General features: G+C 66.9%; 21 protein-coding genes. 7 read left to right on the forward strand and 14 right to left on the reverse strand.

Going from position 1 to position 22,020, the window contains the following annotated elements:
• Positions 1-289 precede the first annotated feature (289 nt).
• From IB257_RS21625 to IB257_RS21640, 4 genes are all read right to left on the reverse strand, one after another.
• Positions 290-1,030 (reverse strand): aldolase, encoded by a 741-nt coding sequence (locus tag IB257_RS21625; protein ID WP_054451191.1) that lies wholly within the window; start codon positions 1,028-1,030, stop codon positions 290-292.
• Between the two features lie 58 nt (positions 1,031-1,088).
• Positions 1,089-1,493 (reverse strand): YchJ family protein, encoded by a 405-nt coding sequence (locus IB257_RS21630; RefSeq protein WP_054451192.1) that lies wholly within the window; start codon positions 1,491-1,493, stop codon positions 1,089-1,091.
• A 21-nt stretch (positions 1,494-1,514) separates the two neighbouring features.
• Positions 1,515-1,787 carry a GNAT family N-acetyltransferase gene (locus IB257_RS21635; RefSeq protein WP_192492794.1) on the reverse strand — a complete coding sequence of 91 codons (273 nt, stop codon included), beginning with the start codon at positions 1,785-1,787 and terminating at the stop codon, positions 1,515-1,517.
• A gap of 96 nt (positions 1,788-1,883) precedes the next feature.
• Positions 1,884-2,834 (reverse strand): 3-hydroxyacyl-CoA dehydrogenase NAD-binding domain-containing protein, encoded by a 951-nt coding sequence (locus IB257_RS21640; RefSeq protein WP_054451194.1) that lies wholly within the window; start codon positions 2,832-2,834, stop codon positions 1,884-1,886.
• 119 nt (positions 2,835-2,953) lie between these two features.
• On the opposite strand from IB257_RS21640, the gene IB257_RS21645 reads away from it, so the two are divergent.
• Complete coding sequence (locus IB257_RS21645; RefSeq protein ID WP_192492795.1) at positions 2,954-3,586, forward strand: hypothetical protein; 633 nt, start codon at positions 2,954-2,956, stop codon at positions 3,584-3,586.
• A 46-nt stretch (positions 3,587-3,632) separates the two neighbouring features.
• On the opposite strand, the gene IB257_RS21650 is transcribed toward IB257_RS21645, so the two are convergent.
• Entirely contained in the window at positions 3,633-5,033 is a 1,401-nt protein-coding gene (locus IB257_RS21650) for an MFS transporter (protein ID WP_192492796.1), read from the reverse strand.
• Between the two features lie 114 nt (positions 5,034-5,147).
• Between IB257_RS21650 and IB257_RS21655 the strand changes: the two genes are divergently transcribed.
• The gene (locus tag IB257_RS21655) at positions 5,148-6,017 is read left to right on the forward strand and encodes a LysR family transcriptional regulator (protein WP_175161783.1); all 870 of its coding nucleotides are present in this window, start codon (positions 5,148-5,150) and stop codon (positions 6,015-6,017) included.
• Positions 6,018-6,106: 89 nt separating this feature from the next.
• A complete protein-coding gene (locus IB257_RS21660; RefSeq protein ID WP_192492797.1) occupies positions 6,107-7,522 on the forward strand; it encodes an amidase family protein in 1,416 nt (471 codons plus the stop codon).
• Between the two features lie 53 nt (positions 7,523-7,575).
• Here IB257_RS21660 and IB257_RS21665 read toward each other — a convergent pair whose 3' ends face one another.
• The 9 genes from IB257_RS21665 to IB257_RS21705 form a co-directional block, all read right to left on the reverse strand.
• Positions 7,576-8,364 carry a 2-keto-4-pentenoate hydratase gene (locus IB257_RS21665; protein WP_175182086.1) on the reverse strand — a complete coding sequence of 263 codons (789 nt, stop codon included), beginning with the start codon at positions 8,362-8,364 and terminating at the stop codon, positions 7,576-7,578.
• Positions 8,365-8,368: 4 nt separating this feature from the next.
• Positions 8,369-8,746, reverse strand: a complete 378-nt coding sequence (locus IB257_RS21670; protein WP_175161796.1) for a hypothetical protein — start codon at positions 8,744-8,746, stop codon at positions 8,369-8,371.
• Between the two features lie 138 nt (positions 8,747-8,884).
• Positions 8,885-10,165, reverse strand: a complete 1,281-nt coding sequence (locus IB257_RS21675; RefSeq protein WP_059371744.1) for a glutamate-5-semialdehyde dehydrogenase — start codon at positions 10,163-10,165, stop codon at positions 8,885-8,887.
• A 115-nt stretch (positions 10,166-10,280) separates the two neighbouring features.
• Positions 10,281-11,336, reverse strand: a complete 1,056-nt coding sequence (holA, locus tag IB257_RS21680; protein WP_054451201.1) for a DNA polymerase III subunit delta — start codon at positions 11,334-11,336, stop codon at positions 10,281-10,283.
• A complete protein-coding gene (gene lptE, locus IB257_RS21685) occupies positions 11,337-11,999 on the reverse strand; it encodes an LPS assembly lipoprotein LptE (protein ID WP_054451202.1) in 663 nt (220 codons plus the stop codon).
• Between the two features lie 11 nt (positions 12,000-12,010).
• The gene (gene leuS / locus IB257_RS21690) at positions 12,011-14,668 is read right to left on the reverse strand and encodes a leucine--tRNA ligase (RefSeq protein ID WP_054451203.1); all 2,658 of its coding nucleotides are present in this window, start codon (positions 14,666-14,668) and stop codon (positions 12,011-12,013) included.
• Between the two features lie 85 nt (positions 14,669-14,753).
• Positions 14,754-15,974, reverse strand: coding sequence for an MFS transporter (locus tag IB257_RS21695; protein ID WP_054451204.1), 1,221 nt, complete (start codon positions 15,972-15,974; stop codon positions 14,754-14,756).
• Positions 15,975-16,015: 41 nt separating this feature from the next.
• Entirely contained in the window at positions 16,016-16,528 is a 513-nt protein-coding gene (locus tag IB257_RS21700) for a MarR family winged helix-turn-helix transcriptional regulator (protein ID WP_054451205.1), read from the reverse strand.
• A gap of 154 nt (positions 16,529-16,682) precedes the next feature.
• Complete coding sequence (locus tag IB257_RS21705) at positions 16,683-17,153, reverse strand: HU family DNA-binding protein (RefSeq protein ID WP_054451206.1); 471 nt, start codon at positions 17,151-17,153, stop codon at positions 16,683-16,685.
• Positions 17,154-17,457: 304 nt separating this feature from the next.
• Here IB257_RS21705 and IB257_RS21710 point away from each other — a divergent pair, with 304 nt between their 5' ends.
• From IB257_RS21710 to IB257_RS21725, 4 genes are all read left to right on the forward strand, one after another.
• Positions 17,458-18,618 carry a D-alanyl-D-alanine carboxypeptidase family protein gene (locus IB257_RS21710; protein ID WP_082400716.1) on the forward strand — a complete coding sequence of 387 codons (1,161 nt, stop codon included), beginning with the start codon at positions 17,458-17,460 and terminating at the stop codon, positions 18,616-18,618.
• A gap of 12 nt (positions 18,619-18,630) precedes the next feature.
• On the forward strand, positions 18,631-19,179 hold the full coding sequence (locus tag IB257_RS21715; RefSeq protein ID WP_054451207.1) for a hemerythrin domain-containing protein: 549 nt from the start codon (positions 18,631-18,633) through the stop codon (positions 19,177-19,179).
• An 81-nt stretch (positions 19,180-19,260) separates the two neighbouring features.
• The gene (locus IB257_RS21720; RefSeq protein WP_175214253.1) at positions 19,261-20,133 is read left to right on the forward strand and encodes a phosphonopyruvate hydrolase; all 873 of its coding nucleotides are present in this window, start codon (positions 19,261-19,263) and stop codon (positions 20,131-20,133) included.
• Between the two features lie 128 nt (positions 20,134-20,261).
• On the forward strand, positions 20,262-22,019 hold the full coding sequence (locus IB257_RS21725; RefSeq protein WP_054451209.1) for a SulP family inorganic anion transporter: 1,758 nt from the start codon (positions 20,262-20,264) through the stop codon (positions 22,017-22,019).
• The last annotated feature ends 1 nt before the right edge of the window (position 22,020 follow it).

The following is a 22,020-nucleotide window of genomic DNA, read 5'->3' on the forward strand; positions in this document are numbered from 1 at the left end:
TTCCCATCCCGAACAGGACAGTGAAACGACTTTGCGCCGATGATAGTGGACGGACGTCTGTGAAAGTAGGTCATCGTCAAGCTTTTATTCCGCAGAACCCCACAGGTAACCCCTGTGGGGTTTTGTCGTTGCGGCGACCGAATGTATTGCGCTCGGGATCTCTCGCGCGATACCACCAGCCGCAATCCCAATGAAAAACCCCTCGCAGGAATATCCTGCGAGGGGTTTTGTTTTTGCGGCGCTCAGGTAAAAGCTTTTGAGCCAAAGCGGTAAAGCCGCTCAAGAGCGGCTAGGGCAGTTGGCGTCGCAAAGCGGCGAAGAACAGTTCGGATTGCAGGCGTTCGCCTTGGACCTGTGCGGCCACCTTGGCCGCCAGGTCAGGGTTGACCGGCAGCAGCGGGCGTCCCGTTGATTGCGCAAGCACCTGGGCGGTACAGGCGCGTTCCAGGAAGAACAGGTCGTCATAGGCATAGTCCAGTCTTTCCCCGCAGACTACGACGCCATGGTTGCCGAGGAAGACCACGTCTGCGCCCTGCATCGCATGGGCGATGCGTTCGCCTTCGCTGACGTCCAGCGCCAGGCCGTTGTAGTGTTGGTCGATTGCCAGGCGGCCGTGAAAGCGCATGGCATTCTGGGACAGCGTGGTGTCGAGCGCGCGATCCGAGGTAAGGGTCAAGGCCGTGGCGTAGGGCATGTGCGTGTGCAGCACACAGGCCTTGCCGGCGATGCGGTGGATGGCGGCATGGATGAACATGGCCGTGGGCTCGACTGCATGCCGGCCGGCGAGCTTGTTGCCTTGGGCATCGATCAGCACGATGTCGTCCGCTTGCACCTCATGCCACATCAATCCGCGGGGATTGAGGAGGAAATGCTCCGAGTCGCCGGGCAGGGCCACGCTGAAGTGATTGCAGACGCCTTCGCCCAGACCATGCGCGGCTGCGGCCCGTAATGCGAGCGCAAGGTCGGCGCGCAGTGCCGCGACAGGTTCTGCGTGAAATAGCGCTTCGGCGTGGCGAGGATCCTGGTTCATGTCTGCCTTTTCTGATGTCTGGGTTTGTTAGGCCTGGTGCGGAACTGCCGGACCAGGATCAGTACAGGTCGCCATCCACATAGAACCACTGGCCGTCTTCGCGCACGAAGCGGCTGAGTTCGTGCAGGCGGTGGGCGCGGCCGGCCTGGCGGCTGCGGGCGACGAATTCCACCGTGGCGTGCTCGGGGTCTTGGCTGCGTGTCTGCTTGATCGCCAGACCCAGCCATTTCAGGTCGGGCGGATTGGGCTCGAGCGCGCTGGGACGGGTGCTGGGGTGCCAGGTCGCCAACAGATAGGGCAGCTTGTCCAGCACGAAGGCGCTGTAGCGCGAGCGCATCAGCGCCTCGGCGGTGGGCGCTTGCATGGCTTGCGGGCCTTCGTGCCAGCGCCCGCAGCATTCGGAATAGGGCTTGGGACCGCCGCAGGGACAGGCCGTGGAAGGGAGCTTGGATTGCTTGGTCACGGTGCGAAATGCCGACAGGGTTCAGGCCAGCAGATCGCTGTACTCAGGGTGGCGGCGAATGTAGGCGTCGGCGTAGGAGCACAAGGGCCGCACTTTCCAACCCCGGGCGCGGGCGTCGTTCAGCGCATATTTGGTCAGCGCAGCGGCGATGCCGCGTCCGCCCACCTGGCTGGGCACGCCGGTGTGCGTGATTGCCATGGTGCTGCCTTGCAACTGGTAGTCGAGCACGCACAGGACGCCATCGACGGTGGCGGTGTAGCGGGAAAGGGCGCTGTCATGTGTTACGGAAATCATATGGAGCAATCCTGCTATGGCAGAGGGCAGGCGCAGTGGCCTGCCGGTATTGTGAGGGATATGGCGCATTCCGGCCCGCTGCGGGCCGCCGCCGTTTCAGCGCTGCAGTGCTTTCAGCAGTGCGGTGAGTTGCGCATCGCGCTCCTGGACCAGGTCGGCGATGCTGCGCTCGCCTGCTTCGGCGTTGACGCCCGCGATCAGGCGCTGTTGCAGTTCGGGGGTGACTTCCGGCGCGCCGAGATCGTCCCACCAGGTCTGGACCGGGCCCAGCAAGTGGTCCATGAAATTGGCCAGCCCGCCCGCGCCGCCGCCCAGGTTGAAGGTCATGTGCGGGCCGAACAGCGCCCAGCGCAGGCCCGGGCCTTGCGACACGGCGGCGTCGATGTCGGCCACGCTGGCGACGTTTTCGGCCGCCAGGTGTATGGCTTCGCGCCATAGCGCAGCCTGCAGCCGGTTGGCGATGTGGCCGGGGACTTCCTTGTTCAAGCGGATGGGGTACTTGCCCAGGCTGCGGTAGAAGGCGATGCAACGATCGATGGTGTCGGCCGAGGTTTGTTCGCCGCCGACCACTTCGACCAGCGGAATCAGGTGCGGCGGATTGAACGGATGCCCGATGACAAAGCGCGAGGCATGGCGGCACTGCGATTGCAGGCGGCTCATGATGAGGCCGGAGGAGCTGGACGCGACGATGACCTGCGGCGGCAGCACGGCGTCCATGCGCGCAAAGAGGGCAGTCTTGAAGTCTTCGCGCTCGGGCGCGTTTTCCTGCACGAAGTCCGCGCCGGCCAGCGCGGCCTCCAGGTCAGGCTCGAAGCGCAGCGCATCAGCGGAGGCGCCGGGCAGCACGTGTCCAAGTTCCGCCAGCACGGGCCATGCTGCCTGTACGCGGGCGCGCGTCAGCGTTTCGGCGTCGGCGGCGGGATCGCTGACGACGACCTCAAGGCCGCGGGCGAGGAACAACGCAGCCCAACTGGCGCCTATGGTGCCGGCGCCGACGATGGCGACGCGGCGGATGGCGGGCGGGTTGGACGTGGCAGGGCTGGACATGCGGGTCTCCTGTGAGCACGGATAGGAGCATTGTGAAGCAAACGCCGGCCCGTTGCCACGCGCATGCCGCGCGGGCAAGATAGCGGCTCCCTTTGACCTCCAGAATCCAGGAGTCCTGCATGAACGCGACGCCAGCCTCCCGATCCGCCGTGCCGTATTTTTGCCAGTGGGAGTCGGCGCATCGGGCCAGCGAAATCATCCAGGGCACGCTGGCCCTGGCCGATGACCCGGCCTGGCGCGGCTCGGGCGCGCGCGACGTGGATGAGTACGCGCGCTGGGCCAGCCACGTCTGCGGCATGGCCTGCCTGAAGATGGTGCTGGCGGCCCGCGACGGGCGCCAGTATCCGACGTTGGAGCTGGCGCGGGGCAGCTTGGTTTACGGCGCCTATACGGTGGAAGGCGAACAGATCAAGGGCATGATCTACGCGCCGTTCGTGCGCTACGTGGACGAGGCATTCGGCCTGGCGGCGCGCGTGCATGTCGATCTGCGCGCGGACGAACTGCCTGGATTGATGTCCCAAGCCGCCTATTTCATGGCGTCGGTGCATCCCTGGATACGCTGGCCCGAGCGGCAACCGCCCAGGAAGGGCGGGCACCTGGTGCTGGTGACTCGCGCAACGCCGGACTCGGTGACCTTCCATAATCCTTCGGGAGAGCCCGGCACGCAGGCCGATGTCGAATTGCCGCTGGCTATCTTCGACGAATTTTTCGCGGGGCGCGGCGTGGCGATACTCCCCGCCGCGAACGTTTGAGCGCTGCGGCCTTCATGGCCTGTGAAGACTGCAGCCTTGCCCGCGTTCAGGCATTGCGCGCGCGTTGCAGATAGCGCCATGCAAGCACGGCAGCGAGCAGATAGCCTGAGGTGATGACGATGTAGGCCGCGGGCAGGCTGGCGCTCCATTGCGGCAGCAAATGCAGGATGGTGCCCATCAGCGCGACGCCTACCAGCGCGCCGGATTGGCGGTTGGCATTCAGGGCGGCGGCGGCGCTGTTGGCGTGGCTCTTGCCCGAGACCTGCATGACCACGCTGGTCATGGCGGGAACGGCGACGCCCACGCCCAGATTGGCCACTGCGATGATGACGGCGAACGGCCAGTAGGCCATGTCCGGCGAGAACATGACGATTCCCGCGGCGCTCATGGCAGCGGCCAACGATACCCCGCCCAGCAGCGCCGCCGGCACGTTCCAGCGCGCCGATACCCGGCTGGACAACAGATTGCCCAAGGAGAACACGGCCAGCATGGGCACCAGCTGCAGGCCGGTCTCCAATGCGTCCGCGCCGCGCGCATGCTGCAGGAACAGACTGAGCAGGAAGAGCTGGCCGTAGGCTGCCAGATTGATCAGAAAGCCGACGCCGTTGGCTGCCGCGAATTGCGCGGTGGCGAACAGGGCGCGCGGGATGATGGGGTCGGCATGGCGGCGCTCGCGCCGCACCAGCAGCAGGGCGGCGGCCGCGCAGAGGACCACCGTGCCCAGTATGAGGTTGGAGGACCAGCCGTAGGCGTTGCCCTGGATCAGCACGAAGCACAGCGAGGACAAGGCGATCACGCCCAGCAGGTGGCTCAGCGGATTGAGGGCGCGCGGGCGGCGCGCAACCGCCTGGATGCGGCGTCGCGCCAGCCACAATCCGGCCAATCCCAGCGGGATATTGATGAGGAAGATCCCGCGCCAGCCAAATTGGTGGATCAGCACGCCGCCCAGGAGCGGGCCGGCAGCGCCTGCCACCGCCACGATCGCGGACCAGGCGGCCAGCATGCGGTTGCGCACCTGATCGTCGTCGTAGGCATGGGTCAGCAGGCTGAGGGAACTCGGCATGAACAGGGCCGCGCCCAGCCCCTGCAGCATGCGGGCCAGGATCAGCATGTCCGCGTTGGGCGCCAGGCCGCAGAGCAGGGACGCCAGGGTAAAGACGCCCAAACCGGCCAGGTAGATCGTCTTGGCGCCATACCGGTCGGCCAGCGCTCCTGCCACCAACAGCAGCGCCGCGAAAGTGAGGGTGTAGCCGTCCACGATCCAGACCAGATCCGTCAGGGGAACGGTGAACTGCACTGCGATGCTGGGCAGGGCGACGTTGACGACGGTGACGTCCAGCATCGCCATGACGAAGCCGATGGCCAGCGTGACTAGCGGCAGCAGGCCGGCCGCGGCGGGTTTGGCGGCCAGCGAGGGCGCGGTGAGGTTGGGGCAGGCGGAACTCATGGCTGGTGGTGTGGCGAGGCTGTCGAGGACTGAAGCTTAGACCTGTGCTTTGATGCAAAAAAGCCGAATAATTGCTTTATAGTGATGCAAAAATGCATCCTTAGGGCGAACGCGATGGACTGGGACAACGCCAGGATCTTCCTGGCCATCTACCGGGTGGGAACCCTGCGGGGCGCCGCCGCGCTGCTGCAGATCGACCAGGCCACCGCCGGGCGCAGGCTGGCGGCGCTGGAGTCCTCGCTGGACGCGCGGCTGTTCCTGCGCACGCCGGGTGGATACGTGCCCACGGCGGCCGGCGAACTGGCGTTCGCGGCCGCGGAGCGCATGGAGCAGGCGGCGGACCAATTGCAGCGCCAGATGCAGGGGCTGGATCATCGCCTGTCCGGCGTGGTGCGCGTGGCGACCTCGGAAACCGTGGCCAGCTACTACATCATGGAAGCGGTGCGGCGCGTGCATGCCCAGCACCCCGACATCCGCGTGGTGCTGTCCACGGCCATCCAGATCAGCAACCTGACGCGCCGCGAGGCTGACCTGGCGATACGGAACATCAAGCCGGACAACCCCGATTTGATACACCGGCACCTGACGCGCAAGGAGGTCGGGCTGTACGCTTCGCGCGCCTACCTGGCTGCGCATGGCGAGCCGCGGCCGGGCACTGCGTTCGCGGGGCACACGTTGGTGACGTACCAGCAAGCGGTGCTGCCGGGCTGGTCCGACACGTTTTGCGGCGAGCCCACGGGCAACGGCCGCATCGGCGTGGAGCTGAACTCCGGCCTGATGATCCTCGAGGCGGTCGCGGCCGGGCTGGGCATCGGCGAGGTGCCCACGCACATGGCGCCGGGGTATCCCGAGCTGGTCCGTATCTGGCCGACGCGCAGCGAACCCTACGATTTGTGGTTGGTGATGCACGGCGACCTGAACCGCACGGCGCGCGTGCGCGCCGTGGCCGACGCGATAGTCGAGGTCTTCGAGGAGGACGAGTAGCGTTCCGGGCCGGCGGCGGCTTGTGGGCAGGCGCGGCAGGCGCTAAGGTTTGCCTGATCTTCCATGCAACCATGATTCAGGAGTCGCGCGTGTCCGATCTTTGGCGTTTGTCCGCAGTTGAGCTTGCCGCCCGCATCCGCAAGCGCGAGGTGTCCGCCCGCGAGGCCGCGCAAAGCGCGCTGGACCGGCTGGATGCCGTCAATCCCGCGATCAATGCCGTGGTGGACCACCGCCCGGGCGAAGTGCTGGCCCAAGCGGCGCAAGTGGATGCGATGCTTGCGCGCGGCGAAGACCCGGGGCCGTTGGCCGGCGTGCCCGTTACCGTGAAAATCAACGTGGACCAGGCGGGTTACGCCACGACCAATGGCGTGAACCTGCAGAAGGATGTGATCGCGGAGGAGAACAGCCCGGTCGTGGACAATCTGTTGCGCGCGGGCGCCGTGATCCTGGGCCGCACCAACACGCCCGCGTTTTCCTTGCGCTGGTTCACCGGCAATGCGCTGCATGGCGATACCTTGAACCCGCGCAATCCGGCGCTGACGCCCGGCGGCTCGTCGGGCGGCGCGGCTGCCGCGGTGGCGGCTGGCATCGGCCATCTGGCGCATGGCACGGATATCGCCGGCTCCATCCGCTATCCAGCCTATGCCTGCGGCGTGCATGGCCTGCGGCCGTCGCTGGGGCGCGTGGCGGCGTACAACGCGGCGCTGCCGGAACGCTCGATCGGGGGACAGTTGACCGCGGTGTCCGGCCCGCTGGGGCGCAGCATCGCAGATCTAAGACTGGGCCTGGCCGCGCTGGCGGCGCGGGATGTGCGCGATCCTTGGTGGGTGCCCGCTCCCCTGGTCGGGGCCGAGACGCCGCGCCGGGCCGCGCTGTGCCTGAATCCGGACGGCATGGACACCCAGCCCGCCGTGGTCAAGGCCTTGCAGGAAGCCGCCCGCCGGCTCAGCGAGGCAGGCTGGACGGTGGATACGCTGGATGCCGTGCCGCCGATGCAGGAGGCGGCGGACCTGCAGATCCGCATGTGGCTGGCCGATGGCTACGACGCCATGGTGGCAGCCGCGGAAAAAGAAGGCGACCGCGGAGCTCTGGTGGCGCTGGCTGGCCAGCGCGACAAGGCGGCGGGGGCCGACCTTGCGAGTTTTTCCGCCACGCTGACGCGGCGCGCTACGCTGACGCGCCTGTGGGAGTTGTTCTTCGCCGAGTATCCCGTGCTGTTGCTGCCCGTGTCGGCCGAGCTGCCGTTCCCTGACAAGCTCGATCTGCAAGGCGATGCCGCCTACGCGCGCGTCTGGCGCGCGCAGATGACGCAGATCGGCGTGCCGTTCATGGGTTTGCCAGGCCTGTCGGTGGCGATGGGCAGCGCGATGAGCGAGGCAGGCGCGAGCCCGGTGGGCGTGCAGGTGCTGGCGGGACGCTACCGCGAGGACCTGTGTCTGGATGTGGGGGAAATCATCGAGGCGGGCGCAGCGCCCATCGAGATCGCGCAGCCCGCGGCCCGCTAGTCCGCAAGAGCGGACCAGGCGGGCAGGGGACGGAAGTTCGGTGTGCGGCCGGGCTAGGGCTTGCTGAAGTGCAGGCGCAGGACGCCGAGGTCGCCGTAGGCGAGTTCGAGATCGCGGTTGGCGGGCACGTCCAGGAAGCCGGCATAGGAGCCGGTGATGACGTGCTGGCCGGCGCGTAGTCCCAGACCTTGTTCGCGCAGGAAATTGGCCAGCCAGTAGAGCCCGGCTTTGGGACGATCGTTCGGGTGGATGCCCGCGTGCTGCTCGGTTTCAACCCCGTCCACGGACAGCGTGATGCTCAAGGCGCCGGGGGCATCGTGCGGGGATGCGATGCGCGGACCCAGTACCAGCCCCTGGTTGAACATATGGTCGGCCAGGAGTTCCGGCAGGCTGGCATGTTCCGGAGCCGCATAACGGCAGCCCAGTACTTCCAAGGCCAGGCGCGCGCCGCCGATGGCCGCGTCCACTTCGGACTCGGTGTAGGGCTCGGGGCGCGCGGGCAGATCCCGGGCAATTTCGAACGCGATCTCGGGTTCGATGCGCACGGTCTGGGTCCGGGCCGCAACAGGGCCGGCTTCGGCGTACGCGATGGTCGAGGCATAGATCGGCGCGACCACGCTTTTCTCGGGCGTGGGCAAGGCGCTCTTCCAGGCGCCGATGTCGTCCTGATGCTTCTCGAGCAGCAGCTGCGCGGTGCGTTGCTGCACGGCGAAGGCCTGGTTCAGCGATTGGGGACGGCAGTCGGCGGGCAGGCGCGGGCCGGCGATGCCGGACTCGCGCGCGGCGACCAGATAGCGGGCCGCCTCGAGGCTGCCGGGATAGTCTTCGATTCTGATCTGCATGGGTTCAAGCTCCCAGGAACAGCATGATCCAGAGCACGATCATGGCGATCAGGCCGAGCCAGCACGAACCCCAGAAGCCGACGATCGGCCATTTCAGCGATAGCGGCGTCTTCTTCGGATCGACGTGGGAGAGCAGGTCGTTGGCGTTGCCGATCAGCCAGAAGCGCGTGCCGGGAAACATCAGGCGGAAAAAGTAATCCAGCATGATGGATGCCTGGATCGCAAGCGGATACTGATTGAATTGACGGTGCTGCAGGTACGGGTGCTTCAATTTGGCGTTGATCTGCTTGCTCTTGAAGAACAGCACGACGCCGCTGAGCGTGCATGTGATGAAGCACAGCAGGAAGAGGCTGAAGGCCATGGCCATCGCGGGTGAGTACATGGGGATCTCAGGAAGACGCGGCGCGCCGCGTTCGGATGAAAAGAATGCCTGCGGAAAACTGCTGGCCGTATTGTAGAAGGCTTGCCGCGGCCCCGTGTTCAGGGCCGCGTCAGTCTGCGTGCAGTCGGAGGCTCGGGATCAGCCGCGCACCTGGCCTTCGCCGCTGAGCACCCACTTCAGCGTGGTCAGGCCTTCCAGGCCGACCGGGCCGCGCGCGTGCAGGCGGTTCGTCGAGATGCCGATCTCGGCGCCCAGGCCGTATTCGAAACCGTCCGCAAAGCAGGTCGGCAGGTTGACGTACACCGAACTGGAGTCGACCTCGCGCTGGAAGCGCTGTGCGGCGGACAGGTCCTCGGTGACGATGGCGTCGGTATGGCCCGAGCCCCAGCGCGCGATGTGCTCGATGGCGTCGTCCAGCGTGTCGACGATGCGCACCGCCAGGATGGGACCCAGGTACTCCGTGGCCCAGTCTTCTTCCGTGGCCGGTTTGGCGTGGGGCAGCAAGGCCAGCGTGCGGGGGCAGCCGCGCAATTCGACGCCGTGCTCGGTGAGGGCCGCGGCCAGGCTGGGCAGGATGGAAACGGCGGCGACCGCGTCGACCAGCAGCGTTTCCATGGCGCCGCAGATGCCGTAGCGGTAGGTCTTGGCATTGAAGGCGATGGCGTGCGCCTTGTCCGGATCGGCCGCCGCGTCGATATAGACGTGGCAGTTGCCGTCCAGGTGCTTGATGAGCGGCACGCGCGCCTCTTGCGACAGGCGGGCGATCAGCCCCTTGCCGCCGCGCGGCACGATGACGTCGATGTGCTCGGTCATGGTGATGAGCTTGCCGACGGCGGCGCGGTCGGCCGTGGCGACGACCTGCACCGCGTCCTGCGGCAGCCCTGCGGCGGCCAGGCCGGTCTGCACGATGCGGCCCAGCGCGATGTTGGAATGCAGGGCTTCGCTACCGCCGCGCAGGATGGCGGCGTTGCCGGACTTCAGGCACAGCGCGGCCGCGTCGATGGTCACGTTGGGGCGGGATTCGTAAATGATGCCGATCACGCCCAGCGGCACGCGCATCTGCGCCACGCGCATGCCGTTGGGGCGTACGCTGGTGGCGGTGATGCTGCCGATGGGATCAGGCAAGGCGGCGATCTGGCGCAGGCCCTCGGCCATGTGCGCCAGTGTCTTGTCCGACAGGGTCAGGCGGTCCAGCAGCGCCGGCTCCAGGCCGTTGCTGCGCGCCGCGGCCAGGTCTTTTTCATTTGCGGCCTTGAGTTCGTCGTGGCTGGCGGCCAGGGCGTCGGCCATGGCGAGCAGCGCCTGGTTCTTGGCGGCGCCGGTGGCGCGCATCATGGCGCGCGAGGCGCGGCGGGCGTTTTCGCCCAGGGTGAGCATGGCTTGTTCGATGGAGGACGTGGACATGGCAGCGTCGATCATGAGGATGGGGCGGCGTGGACGCCACCTGGAGATTCAGTGTATATCCGGCCGCGAGGCCGGGCGAATGCCAGCGCATGGGCTGGCGCGGGAGGCGAAGGCGGCGGCTATGCCGCCTTCACGGTCGTCCGCCAGCGGCGGCGACACGCAGCGCGAGCCGCGTCATTTCTTCCCAGGGATCGGACAGGCGTCCTGGCACCGACAGGCCCTTGATCAGGCGATCGACCTCATGGGCATGCTGCACGGCGGCCGGCCACACGTTCGGCTGCACCCGGTTCAGCGCCTGCAACGCCAGCCGCTCGTGCGCGCCGAAAATGCGCAGGCGGCGCATCAGGCCGTTGACGTCCTGGCCCAGGGCGCGCGCTTCGGCGATGCGGGCCAGCAGGCGGATTTCCTCGCCGACCGCCCATAGCACCAGCGGCAGCGCTTCGCCTTCGGCGCGCAGGCCGTCGATCATGCGGATGGTGCGGCCGGTGTCGCCGGCGAGCATGGCGTCGCGCAGGCCGAAGACGTCATAGCGCGCAACGTTCAGCACCGCTCGCTCCACGTCCTCCGCGGCCAGCTGGCCTTCGGGGTAGAGCAGGCCCAGCTTCTGGATTTCCTGGTGGGCGGCCAGCAGATTGCCTTCCACCTTGTCGGCCATCCATTGCAGGGTGGCGCCGTCGGCGCGCTGGTTCTGGCGCGCCAGCCGCATGCCGACCCAGGCGGGCAGGCGGCCGCGTTCGATGTTGGCGATGTCGACCATCATGCCGCCGCGGCTCAAGGCCTGCACCCAGCGGCTTTCGCGGGTGGCCTTGTCCAGGCGCGGCAGGGCGATCAGCACGAGCGTGTCCGGATCCGCCTGCTTCTCGGCCTGTTCGGCCAGCTTGGCCAGGGTGTCGGCGCCGGACTTGCCGGGCTTGCCCGTCGGGATCTTGATTTCGAGGATGCGGCGGTCGCCGAACAGCGACACGCTTTGCGTGGCGGCGGTGACCGAGCTCCAGTCGCTGCGCGCGTCCATGACCATGGACAGGCGGTCGGTGTAGCCCGCGTTACGGGCCGCGGCGCGCAGCGCGTCCACGGCCTCGGTCACGAGCAGGGGTTCGTCGCCGGACACCGTGTAGAGCGGGGCCAGGCGGTTGCCTGGCCGCTGCAGGTGCTCGGCCAGGCGATCCGCGTCCAGGGGCTGTGCCATTTAACGCAGGATGGCCGGATCGGTGGTGGACGGCGTCTGCCACGGCGCGGGCGTGCGCTTTTGTTCCGGCGTGGTCGGGTCGTACAGCGGGGTCTCGCCGTCTTCCGCGCGCTCTTCGGCATTCTCGAATGCATGGCGCACTTCCGGCGCGGTCATGCGGCGCAGCAGGCGGGACACCAGGTCGCGCTGCATGGCCCGGTACAACGTTTCGATCTGGCCTTGCTTGGCTTGCACCACCTGGTCGTCATAGGGCATTTCGCGGTAGATCGACAGCGTGGTGTCCGGGATCAGGGCGCGGCCCTTGGCATCGATGAGGCGGAACGTGTAGTTGATGCCGAGTTCGTATTCCTCGACACGGCCCTGGGCGTTCAGCGACACCTCTCGCAGGGTGCGAGTGTCGGCGACCTGCTGCAGGATGGCTTGCGCCTCCTTGGGGGTCGACACGAGCTTGGTGTTCGGCGAGGCCGCGCGCAGCGCGCGGCGCACGTCGGCGCCGAACTGCGTGGTGTCGGAAATGCCGACATACAGCGTATCGAACGGCATCGGCGTGACGCCACGCAAGGCGAAACCGCAAGCGGAGAGCAGCATGAACAGCGCCAGGCAGGCGCCGCGCAGCAGCCAGGACTGGCGGGGGGAGTGCGTTTGTTGCCCGGCGAAGTGCATGCTTGACCTCATCAGCCTACGACGTTGACCAGTTTGCCCGGAACCACGATGACGCGCTTGGGCGGACGGCCTTCCAGGAAGCGGGCGACCTCTTCCTGGGATGCCGCGAGCTTTTCGATGTCTTCCTTGGCGGCCTTGGCGGCCACGCGGATGGAGCCGCGCAGCTTGCCGTTGACCTGGAGCATCAGCTCGATCTCGTCGGCGACCAGCGCCGCCTCGTCCACGTGCGGCCAAGGCGCGTCGAGCAGGTCGCCCAGCTCGTGGGCGTAGCCCAGGTCGCGCCACAGGTGCCAGGTGATGTGCGGCACCACGGGATACAGCACGCGCAGCAGCACGCCCAGCGTTTCGGCGTAGGCGGCGTCCGCGGCTGCGCCTTCGGGCAGCTTGGCGTCGTCGATGGCGTTGAGCATCTTCATGCACGCCGACACGACGGTGTTGTACTGGATGCGCTGGTAGTCGTAGTCGGCTTGCTTGAGCAGGCCGTAGACCTCGCGGCGCAGATCCTTGACCGGGGCCGGCGCCTGCGCCCAGTCGGCGCCATGGGCCAGGCCGCGCGCGATGGCCTCGCGCTGGCCGTAGCTGATGGACCAGAGGCGGCGCAGGAAGCGGTTGGAGCCTTCGACGCCAGAGTCCGACCATTCGAGGGTCTGTTCCGGCGGGCTGGCGAACATGACGAAAAGGCGGGCCGTGTCCGCGCCCAGCGTGTCGATCAGCGATTGCGGGTCGACGCCGTTGTTCTTCGACTTGGACATCGTGCCTACGCCGCCGTAGGTGATGGCGGAGCCGTCCGACTTCAGCTTGGCGCCGACGATGGCGCCGCGGTCGTCGTAGACGTTTTCGACGTCTTCCGGCCAGAAGTACTCGATGCCGCCCTGCGGCGTCTTGCGCGAGTAGATATGGTTCAGCACCATGCCCTGGCACAGCAGCTTGGTGAAGGGCTCGTCGAAGTTGAGCAAGCCCATGTCGCGCATGACCTTGGTCCAGAAGCGGGCGTACAGCAGGTGGAGCACCGCGTGTTCGATGCCGCCGATGTACTGGTCCATCGGCATCCAGTAGTCGTTGCGTGCGTCGACCATGGCGTTATCGTTGCCCGGCGAGGTGTAGCGCATGAAATACCAGGACGAGTCCACGAAGGTGTCCATCGTGTCCGTTTCACGGCGCGCCGGCTTGCCGCACTTGGGGCAGGAGCAGGACAGGAACGCCTCGTTCTTGGCCAGCGGATTGCCGCTGCCGTCCGGGATGAGGTCGTCGGGCAGGACCACCGGCAGGTCTTTTTCCGGAACCGGGACCGGGCCGCAATCCGCGCAGTGGATGATGGGGATGGGGGTGCCCCAATAGCGCTGGCGCGAGATGCCCCAGTCGCGCAGGCGCCAGGTGGTCTGCTTTTCGCCCAGGCCTTGCGCGCCCAGGTCGACGGCGATGGCGTCGACCGCTTCCTTGTGGGAGAGGCCGTCGTACTTGCCCGAATTGATGGTGCGTCCGGCTTGCTTGTCGCCGTACCACTCCTGCCAGGCATTGGTGGAGTATTCCTTGCCGGCCACGTCCACGACCTGCACGATGGGCAGGTCATATTTCTTGGCGAAGGCGAAATCGCGCTCGTCATGCGCCGGCACGCCCATCACGGCGCCATCGCCGTAGGTCATGAGCACGTAGTTGCCGACCCAGACCTGAACTTCGGCGCCCGTGACCGGGTGCGTGACGTACAGGCCCGTGGGCATGCCTTCCTTTTCGCGCGTGGCCATTTCGGCCTCGGTCGTGCCGCCCAGCTTGCATTGTTCGATGAACGCGGCCAGTTGCGGATTGGAGAGCGCGGCCTGCGTGGCCAGGGGGTGTTCCGGCGCCACGGCGCAGAAGGTCACGCCCATGATGGTGTCGGCGCGGGTGGTGAAGACGTACAGCTTGCCGTCCTGGATCAGCTGGCCGTCCTGGCCGGCGATCTTGTGCGGGAAAGCGAAGCGCAGGCCCTCGGACTTGCCGATCCAGTTTTCCTGCATCAGGCGCACGCGCTCGGGCCAGCCGGGCAGGTCGTTCTGGACGGCGCCCAGCAGTTCGTCGGCGTAATCGGTGATGCGCAGGTAGTAGCCGGGGATCTCGCGCTTTTCGACCAGCGCGCCCGAGCGCCAGCCGCGGCCGTCGATGACCTGTTCATTGGCCAGCACGGTCTGGTCCACCGGGTCCCAGTTGACGACCTGGGTCTTGCGGTAGGCGACGCCCTTTTCCAGCATCTTGAGGAACAGCCACTGGTTCCACTTGTAGTACTGGGGATCGCAGGCGCACATTTCGCGCGACCAGTCGATCGCCAGGCCCATCGCCTTCATCTGCTTCTTCATGTAGGCGATGTTGTCGTACGTCCACTTCGCCGGCGGCACCTTGGACTTGATGGCGGCGTTTTCCGCCGGCATGCCGAAGGCGTCCCAGCCCATGGGCATCAGAACGTTGTAGCCGCGCATGCGCAACTGACGGGCCATCATGTCGTTGATGGTGTAGTTGCGCACGTGGCCCATGTGCAGCTTGCCGCTGGGGTAGGGCAGCATGGAGCAGGCGTAGAACTTCGGCTTTTCGGAGCCGTCGGCGTTCTTGGCGTGTTCGTGGACCAGGTAGACGTCGCGCGCCTGCCAATCTTGGTGGGCGGCTGCTTCGACGGTATTGGGGAGGTAACGTTCCTGCATGGGCTCGTGCACGATGGCAAAAAAAGGGTGAGCCGCCTCGCCGCGCGGGCGCGGAGGCGGCCAAAACCCCTGATTATAGGAGGTGCTAGGCGCGGGCAGGGGACGGAGCCGTTTCGGGGATGCGCGCGCTGGGCGCCAGGGCGCCATAAGCCAGCGTAATCACCCCGAGGACGGCGCCCGCCGTGACCACGCCGGGCCAGCCAAAATGGGCGTACAGCCAGGACGATACCAGCGAACCGGATGCGCCGCCGATGAAGTAGCTGGTCATGTAGCCGGCCGTCAGCCGGCTGCGCGCTTCGGGGCGCAGGCGGTAGAGGGCGCTGCTGTTGGTGACGTGCACGCCCTGGATCGCGAGATCCTGCACCAGGATGCCGACCAGCAGGGCCAGCACCGACACCTGGCCGAAGGCGATCAGTCCCCAGGAACCCAGCAGCAACAGCAGTCCGACGCGGGTGGCGAGGTTGCCCAGGCCGCGGTCGGCAAGGCGGCCGAAGCGGTTGGCGGCGTAGGCCCCTGCGGCGCCCGCCAGCCCGAACAGGCCGATGGTGGTGTTGCTGTATTGATAGGGCGGGCTGGCCAGCAGGAAGGTCAGCGGCGTCCACAGCATGCTGAAGGCCGCGAACAGCAGGCCGCCCAGCAGCGAGCGGGCGCGGAACAGCGGTTCCTCGACGAACATGCGCAGGATGGAGCCCAGCAGGCGCGGGTAGCTCAGCCCGGCCGGACTCTGGTGGCGCGGCAGCAGGCGCCACAGGGCCGCGGACATGATCAGCATCAGGATGGCCGCCACCCAGTACACGGTGCGCCAGCTGCCCACGTCGGCGAGCGCGCCGGCGACGGTGCGGGCCAGCAGGATGCCCAGCAGCAGTCCGCTCATGACGGTGCCCACGGCCTTGCCCCGCTCATGCGGCGCGGCCAGCGTCGCGGCGAAAGGCACCAGGATCTGGGCCACCACGGACAGCATGCCCGTCAGCGCCGTGCCCAGGATCAGCACGCCGATATTGGGGGCGAAGGCGGAAATCAGCAGACCGCCCGAGGACAGCAGGTTCATCAGCACGATCAGGCTGCGGCGCTCGAACATGTCGCCCAGGGGCACGAGCAGCATCAGGCCCACCGCATAGCTCAGCTGCGCGGTGGTGACGATGCTGCCCGCCGTGGCGCTGGACAGCGAGAATTGCTCGCTGATCGTATGCAGCAGCGGCTGCGCGTAATAGTTGCTGGCGACGGCGAGGCCGGTCGCGACCGACATCAGCAGGAGGATGGGCGCGGTCAGGACCGGCGTCTGGGAGGACTGGGTAGCGGAAGTCATGGATCGGGATCGGGGATGATGGCTGCGAAAGAGGGCTCGGCTCAGGCGCCGATGCCGCCAGGCGTTTCCTGGTCCTGCTTGATCAGCAGCTTCCTGAGGAGGCCGGCCAGTTGCTTGCGCTCGGCTGCGGACAGCGGTTCAAGCAGTTCATTGAGGTCCTTCAGGTAGTCCTTCAGCACCAGCTTGATGGTGCGCAAGCCTTCGGCCGTGAGCGACACGATGACGCCGCGCCGGTCTTCCGGATTGGGGCTGCGCGTGAGCAGGCCGGCCTGCTCCAGGCGGTCGAGCCGGTTGGTCATGGCGCCGGAGGTCAACAGCAGGGCCTCCACCAGCTTCTGCGGATTCAGCGCGTAGGGCGAGCCGCTGCGGTACAGCGTGGCCAGCACGTCGAATTCGCCCTGGTGCAGGTCGTAGTTGCGGAAGCTGCGGTTCACGTTGCGCGCGGCCAGCGCGTTCAGACGGAACACACGGGTGACGACGGACATGGCGGCGAAGTCCTGGGCGGGACATTCGGCGGTCCATTGGGAGATCACCAGATCGACGAGGTCATTCATGGGTGCACGGGCTTTATTTTTACGTGAAGTATCTTAACATGAAGATAAATTGGAAAAAGCCGACCTATGCGTCGTGCAGGCCGGCCGCGGCAAAAAAGAAGGGCCCGCCTCTTGCGAGGCGGGCCCTTCCGGCTTGACCGGAACTACGCGCGATTTACTGCGCGGCGTCCTTCAGCTTCTTGAGCGGGCGAACCTTCACCTTGACCGAAGCCGGCTTGGCGGGGAACCAGCGCTCTTCACCGGTGAACGGATCCTTGCCGAAGCGCTTGGCCTTGGCCGGAACCTTCTGCACGGCAACCTTGAACAGGCCGGGCAGCGTGAATTCGCCAGCGCCCTTCTTGTCCACGGAGCCCAGCACCGAGGTTTCCAGGCTGGCCAGGACGGCCTTGACCGACTTGGCTTCAACGCCCGATTGCTCAACGATGTAGGCGATCAGCTGGGTCTTGTTCAGGGCGGCCTTGATGGCCTTGGGGGCAGCAGCGACCTTCTTGGCGGCGACGACCTTCTTGACGGCCGGCTTTGCAGCGGGCTTCACAGCGGGTTTGGCAGCAGTTGCCTTCTTTGCGGGCGCCTTGGCGGCGGGCTTGGTGACTTTCTTGGCAGGAGCTTTTGCTTTCGTGGCCATGGTCAAAATCCGTATGTTGAGGTCATGGAGCAGCGCGCGCCGGGTATCGGCGTTTGACGCTACGCGGCCGATGATAGCGGAAGAGTGGCGATTAATGCGGTTTTCTAGCGGGTTTTTGGCCCTTGTTTGTTGTTTTCGACACAGAAAGTGCTTTGTAGAAGGGCTCCAGCAAGATGTCGTGACATTCATCGCGCATCTTTTCAGATGCCTGCGGCACTGAACCAACTGCGCCGGGCATGTTCCAATTGCGTGCCCTGCGCGAGACCCGCGCGGAAAAAACCAAGCATGGAAGCAAAGCAGTCATATGTTGATGAAGAAGTTGGCGGCGAGCCTGATCGTCGCGGCCGCGTGCATGTCGGGCGCCGTGGCGCAGACGGTGCCCGCGCCGGCCCTGTCGGCCAAGGCCTGGCTCTTGCTGGACGAGACCAGCGGACAGGTGATCGCGTCGCATGCGGCGACGACCCGGATCGAGCCCGCGTCCCTGACCAAGATCATGACGGCCTATGTCGTGTTCGAGGCGCTCAGCAAGAAAGAGCTGTCCGCGGCGCAAATGGTCACGGTGTCGACCCGCGCCTGGAAGGTGCCGGCGGGCAGCTCGAAGATGTTCCTGGAGCCGGGCTCGAAGGTGTCGGTGGACGATCTGCTGCGCGGCCTGATGATCCAGTCGGGCAACGACGCGGCCATCGCGCTGGCCGAAGCCGTGTCGGGCAGCGTCGAGGCCTTCGTGGCGCGGATGAACGACACCGCCGCCAGGCTCGGCCTGCACGCCACGCATTTCGCCAGCCCGCACGGCTTGCCCGATCCGGGGACCTACTCCACCGCCAGCGACCTGTCCATGCTGGCCACGCGTTTCATTCGCGATTATCCGCAGCTCTACAGGACCTACGATTCGGCCAAGCAGTTCACCTACAACAAGATCACGCAGCCGAACCGCAACCGCCTGCTGTGGCTGGATCCCAGCGTGGACGGGCTGAAGACCGGGCATACCGAATCGGCCGGCTATTGCATCGTCGCCACCGCGCAGCGTCCTAATGGCGCTGACCAGCGCCGCCTGATCACGGTGGTGGTGGGCACGGCGTCGGACAAGCTGCGCACGCAGGAAAGCCGCGAGTTGCTGGAGTGGGGCTTTCAGGGGTTCAATACCATCAAGCTGTACGCGCGCGGCCAGGCGGTCGCCACGCCCGAGGTATGGAAGGGCGAGCAGGACAGCCTGAAGGCCGGATTCGCGCGCGATGCCTACGTGACGGTGCCTGCGGGCGCCAAGGTCGAACCGGTCTGGACACCGCAGGATCCGCTGATTGCGCCGATCGCGGCCCAGTCCGCAGTGGGCGAGGTGCGTGTGCTGGTGGACGGCAAGCCCGCCATGCAGTTTCCGGTGGTGGCACTGGAACCGGTGGCCGAGGCCGGATTCGCGGGACGCGCGTGGGATTCCATCCGCTTGTGGTGGCGTGGCCACGCCGGATAACGGAGGTGTGCGATGGCGGTGAGCTTTCCTGGAGGCCCGGCCCCGGCGCCGGGCGCGGATGATCCCTTGGCTTTGCTGTCGGCCTGCCATGGCCGCATTTCCCGCCAGTGCGCGACCTTGGGGCGTCTTGCCGCGCACCTGCCGGTGCATGGCAGCGACGCCGCGGCTCAAACCGCGGCGGCCAGCGTCATGCGCTACTTCGATACCGCGGCCGCACACCATCACGAGGACGAGGAAGAGGACCTGTTTCCGGCCTTGATCGAATCCATGGCCGGCTCTGACGCCGTCTGTCTGCATGCGCTGGTGGACGGCCTGATGGCCGAGCACCGGCAGTTGGCGCGGCGCTGGGAGCCCTTGCGCCAGGCGCTCGCCGAGATCGCGGCGGGCCGCCAGGCCGAGCTGCCCGCCAGCCAGGTGCAGGATTTCACCGATGCCTACGCCGCGCATATCCAGCGTGAGGAAAGCGAACTGCTGCCGATGGCGGCGCGGCTGATCCCGGACGATACGCTGGCCGGGATCGGGCAGGCCATGAAGGCGCGACGCGGCGGCGAGGCCGGCTGACGTTTCGGGCAAGGCGGGGATTGGCGCTACGATGGCCGCAGCCGGCGCGCGGCGCGCCGGGTTTTTGCCTACGTGTCCGCCATGACCAGAAACGCCCGTTTCCGCCAGAAATTGCAGGATCCCGTCTTGATGCACGCCATGTCGGCGCACAACCCGCTGTCCGCCAGGCTGGCGGCCGATGCCGGGTTCGACGCCATCTGGGGCAGCGGCTTCGAGCTGTCGGCCAGCTACGCCGTGCCCGATGCCAACATACTCTCGCCCTCGCAGCACCTGGACATGATGCGGGCGATCGCCGCCGCGGTGGACGTGCCCGTGATTGCCGACATCGACACCGGATTCGGCAATGCCATCAATGTCTCCTACATGGTGCCGCAGTACGAAGCTGCGGGCGTGTCGGCGGTGGTGATGGAAGACAAGACCTTTCCCAAGGACACGAGTCTGCGCGCGTCCGGCAGGCAGGAGCTGGTGCGGATCGAGGAGTTCCAGGGCAAGATCGAAGCCGCCTGCAGCGCCCGCCGCGATGCGGATTTCTGCGTGATCGCCCGGACCGAGGCGCTGATCGCGGGCGCCGGCGAGCAGGAAGCCTTGGTCCGGGCGCGCGCGTATGAAGCTGCGGGCGCGGACGCCATCCTGATCCATTCCAAGCAGAACACGCCCGACGAGATCCTGTCGTTCGTCGCGGCATGGCAAGGCCGCGCGCCGCTGGTGCTGGTGCCCACCGCCTATCCGCAACTGCGCGAAGCCGATATCCAGGCGCTGGGCAAGGTCGGCCTGGTCATCTATGGCAATCACGCCATCCGCGCCGCGGTGGGGGCGATGCGGGACGTGTTCGCCCGCATCCGCAGCGATGGCGGCATCCATCAGGTGGATGCGGCGCTGCCGGCGGTCAAGGAAATCATCGCGCTGCAGGGCGATGCCCATATGCGGGAGCTGGAGCGCCGTTACCTCAAGTAAGCGGGACGCGTTGCGCGCGAGGGGCGCTAGCGATTACGCTAGACGACCCGCCGCCCGCCCTGTGCGCCGCAGGCGGAACCAATCAGAAAGCAGATGCCGAGGGACAAGAAAGAATGATGCAGGGGGGGATGAGCGTCGCGCGCCGGTTGTTCGGCTCGTGGGTGGACGAGGTCAATGCGCGGACCTTGCGCGCGGATGCGACGGCGGGCTTGCTGGGCGCCTTGCTGGTGTTGCCGCAGGGCGTGGCGTTCGCCATGCTGGCGGGCCTGCCGCCCGAGTACGGCCTGTATTCCGCCATCGTTCCCTGTATCGTCGCGGCGCTCTTCGGGTCCAGCCGCCATGTCATGTCGGGCCCGACCAATGCCAACTCGTTGGCGCTCTATGCGGTGTTGACGCCGCTGGCGGTGGCCGGCAGCCAGGGCTACATCCAGCTGGCGCTGGCCGTGACCGTGCTGGTCGGGCTGATGCAATGGCTGGTGGGCACGCTCAGGCTGGGCTCGCTGGCGCACTTCATCTCGCCGTCGGCGCTGTTCGGTTTCACCAGCGGCGCGGCGCTGCTGATCGCCGTGCATGCGCTGAAGGACGCGCTGGGCATGCCGTCGCCGGACGCGCACGGCGCGGGCGCCTTGCTGGCCAGCCTGGCCGCGAATCTGGCGCAGGTGCACTGGGGCGCCTTGCTGGTGACCCTGACCACCCTGGCCGTGGCGCTGCTGGTGCGGCGCCTGGACAAGCGCAAGCCCTACATGTTGGCGGGGCTGGCGGCGGGCGCGCTGGCGGCCGCGGGCTTCAACGCGCTGACCGAAGGTGCGCCGGTGTCAGTGCTGGGTGCGCTGGCCCAACCTTGGCCGCCTTTCCATATTCCCAGCGTCGATTGGCGCGCCTTGCCCGAACTGCTGAGCGTGGCCTTCGCGCTGACCATCGTGGCGCTGGCGCAATCCATCTCCATCGCCAAGGCCGTGGCCACGCGTTCGGGCCAGCGCATCGACGCCAACCGCGAATTCGTGGGGCAGGGGCTGTCCAATATTGTGGGCGGCTTTTTCTCCTGTTACCTGTCTTGCGGGTCGCTCAACAGGTCCATTCCCAACTACGAGGCTGGCGCCAAGACGCCGCTGGCGTCCGTGTTCTCGGCCTTGCTGCTGGTGGCGCTGGTGGCCCTGTCCGCGCCGCTTTTGGCCATGATTCCGCACGCGGCGATTTCCGGGCTGCTGCTGCTGGTGGCCTGGACCCTGTTCGACATTCCGCGCTGGCGGCAACTGATCCGCACCCAGCGCGGCGAAGCGATCATCGCCGCCGCCACGCTGGCTGCCACCATCACCATACGCATGGAAGTGGCGATCCTGCTGGGCACGGTGTTGTCGCTGATGGTCTACCTGCACCGCACCTCGCGGCCGGCGATGCGCACCATGGGCTTCGACTCGCGCGGCTTGGAGCGGCGCTTCGTGGTGTTGGAGCACGCGCCGGATGCCTTGCCGGAGTGCCCGCAACTGAAGCTGCTGCGCATGGAAGGGTCGGTCTATTTCGGCGCTGCCACGCACGTGGCGCAGCGCCTGCATGAGCTGCGCGCGGCGCCCGGCGCGCCGCGCCATCTGCTGGTGATGGCCAAGAGCATGAATTTCATCGACATGGCGGGCGCGCAGGTCTGGGAAGACGAACTGGCCGCCAGGCGGGCCATGGGCGGCGATCTGTACTTCCACCGCCCGCGGCCGGAAGTGCTGGACATGTGGCGTCGCACGGGTTTCCTGCAGCGGCTGGGCGAGGACCATATCTTTCCCGACAAGGCGACCGCGCTGCATACGATCTACGCCAAGCTGGACCGCGGCATTTGCGAGGGATGCCAGGCCAAGATCTTCTGGGAATGCCAGCCCAACGGGCTGAGGAACGACTGAG

The organism is Achromobacter sp. ACM03 (assembly GCF_014851665.1).
GTDB classification, from domain to species: Bacteria; Pseudomonadota; Gammaproteobacteria; order Burkholderiales; family Burkholderiaceae_B; genus Achromobacter; species Achromobacter aegrifaciens.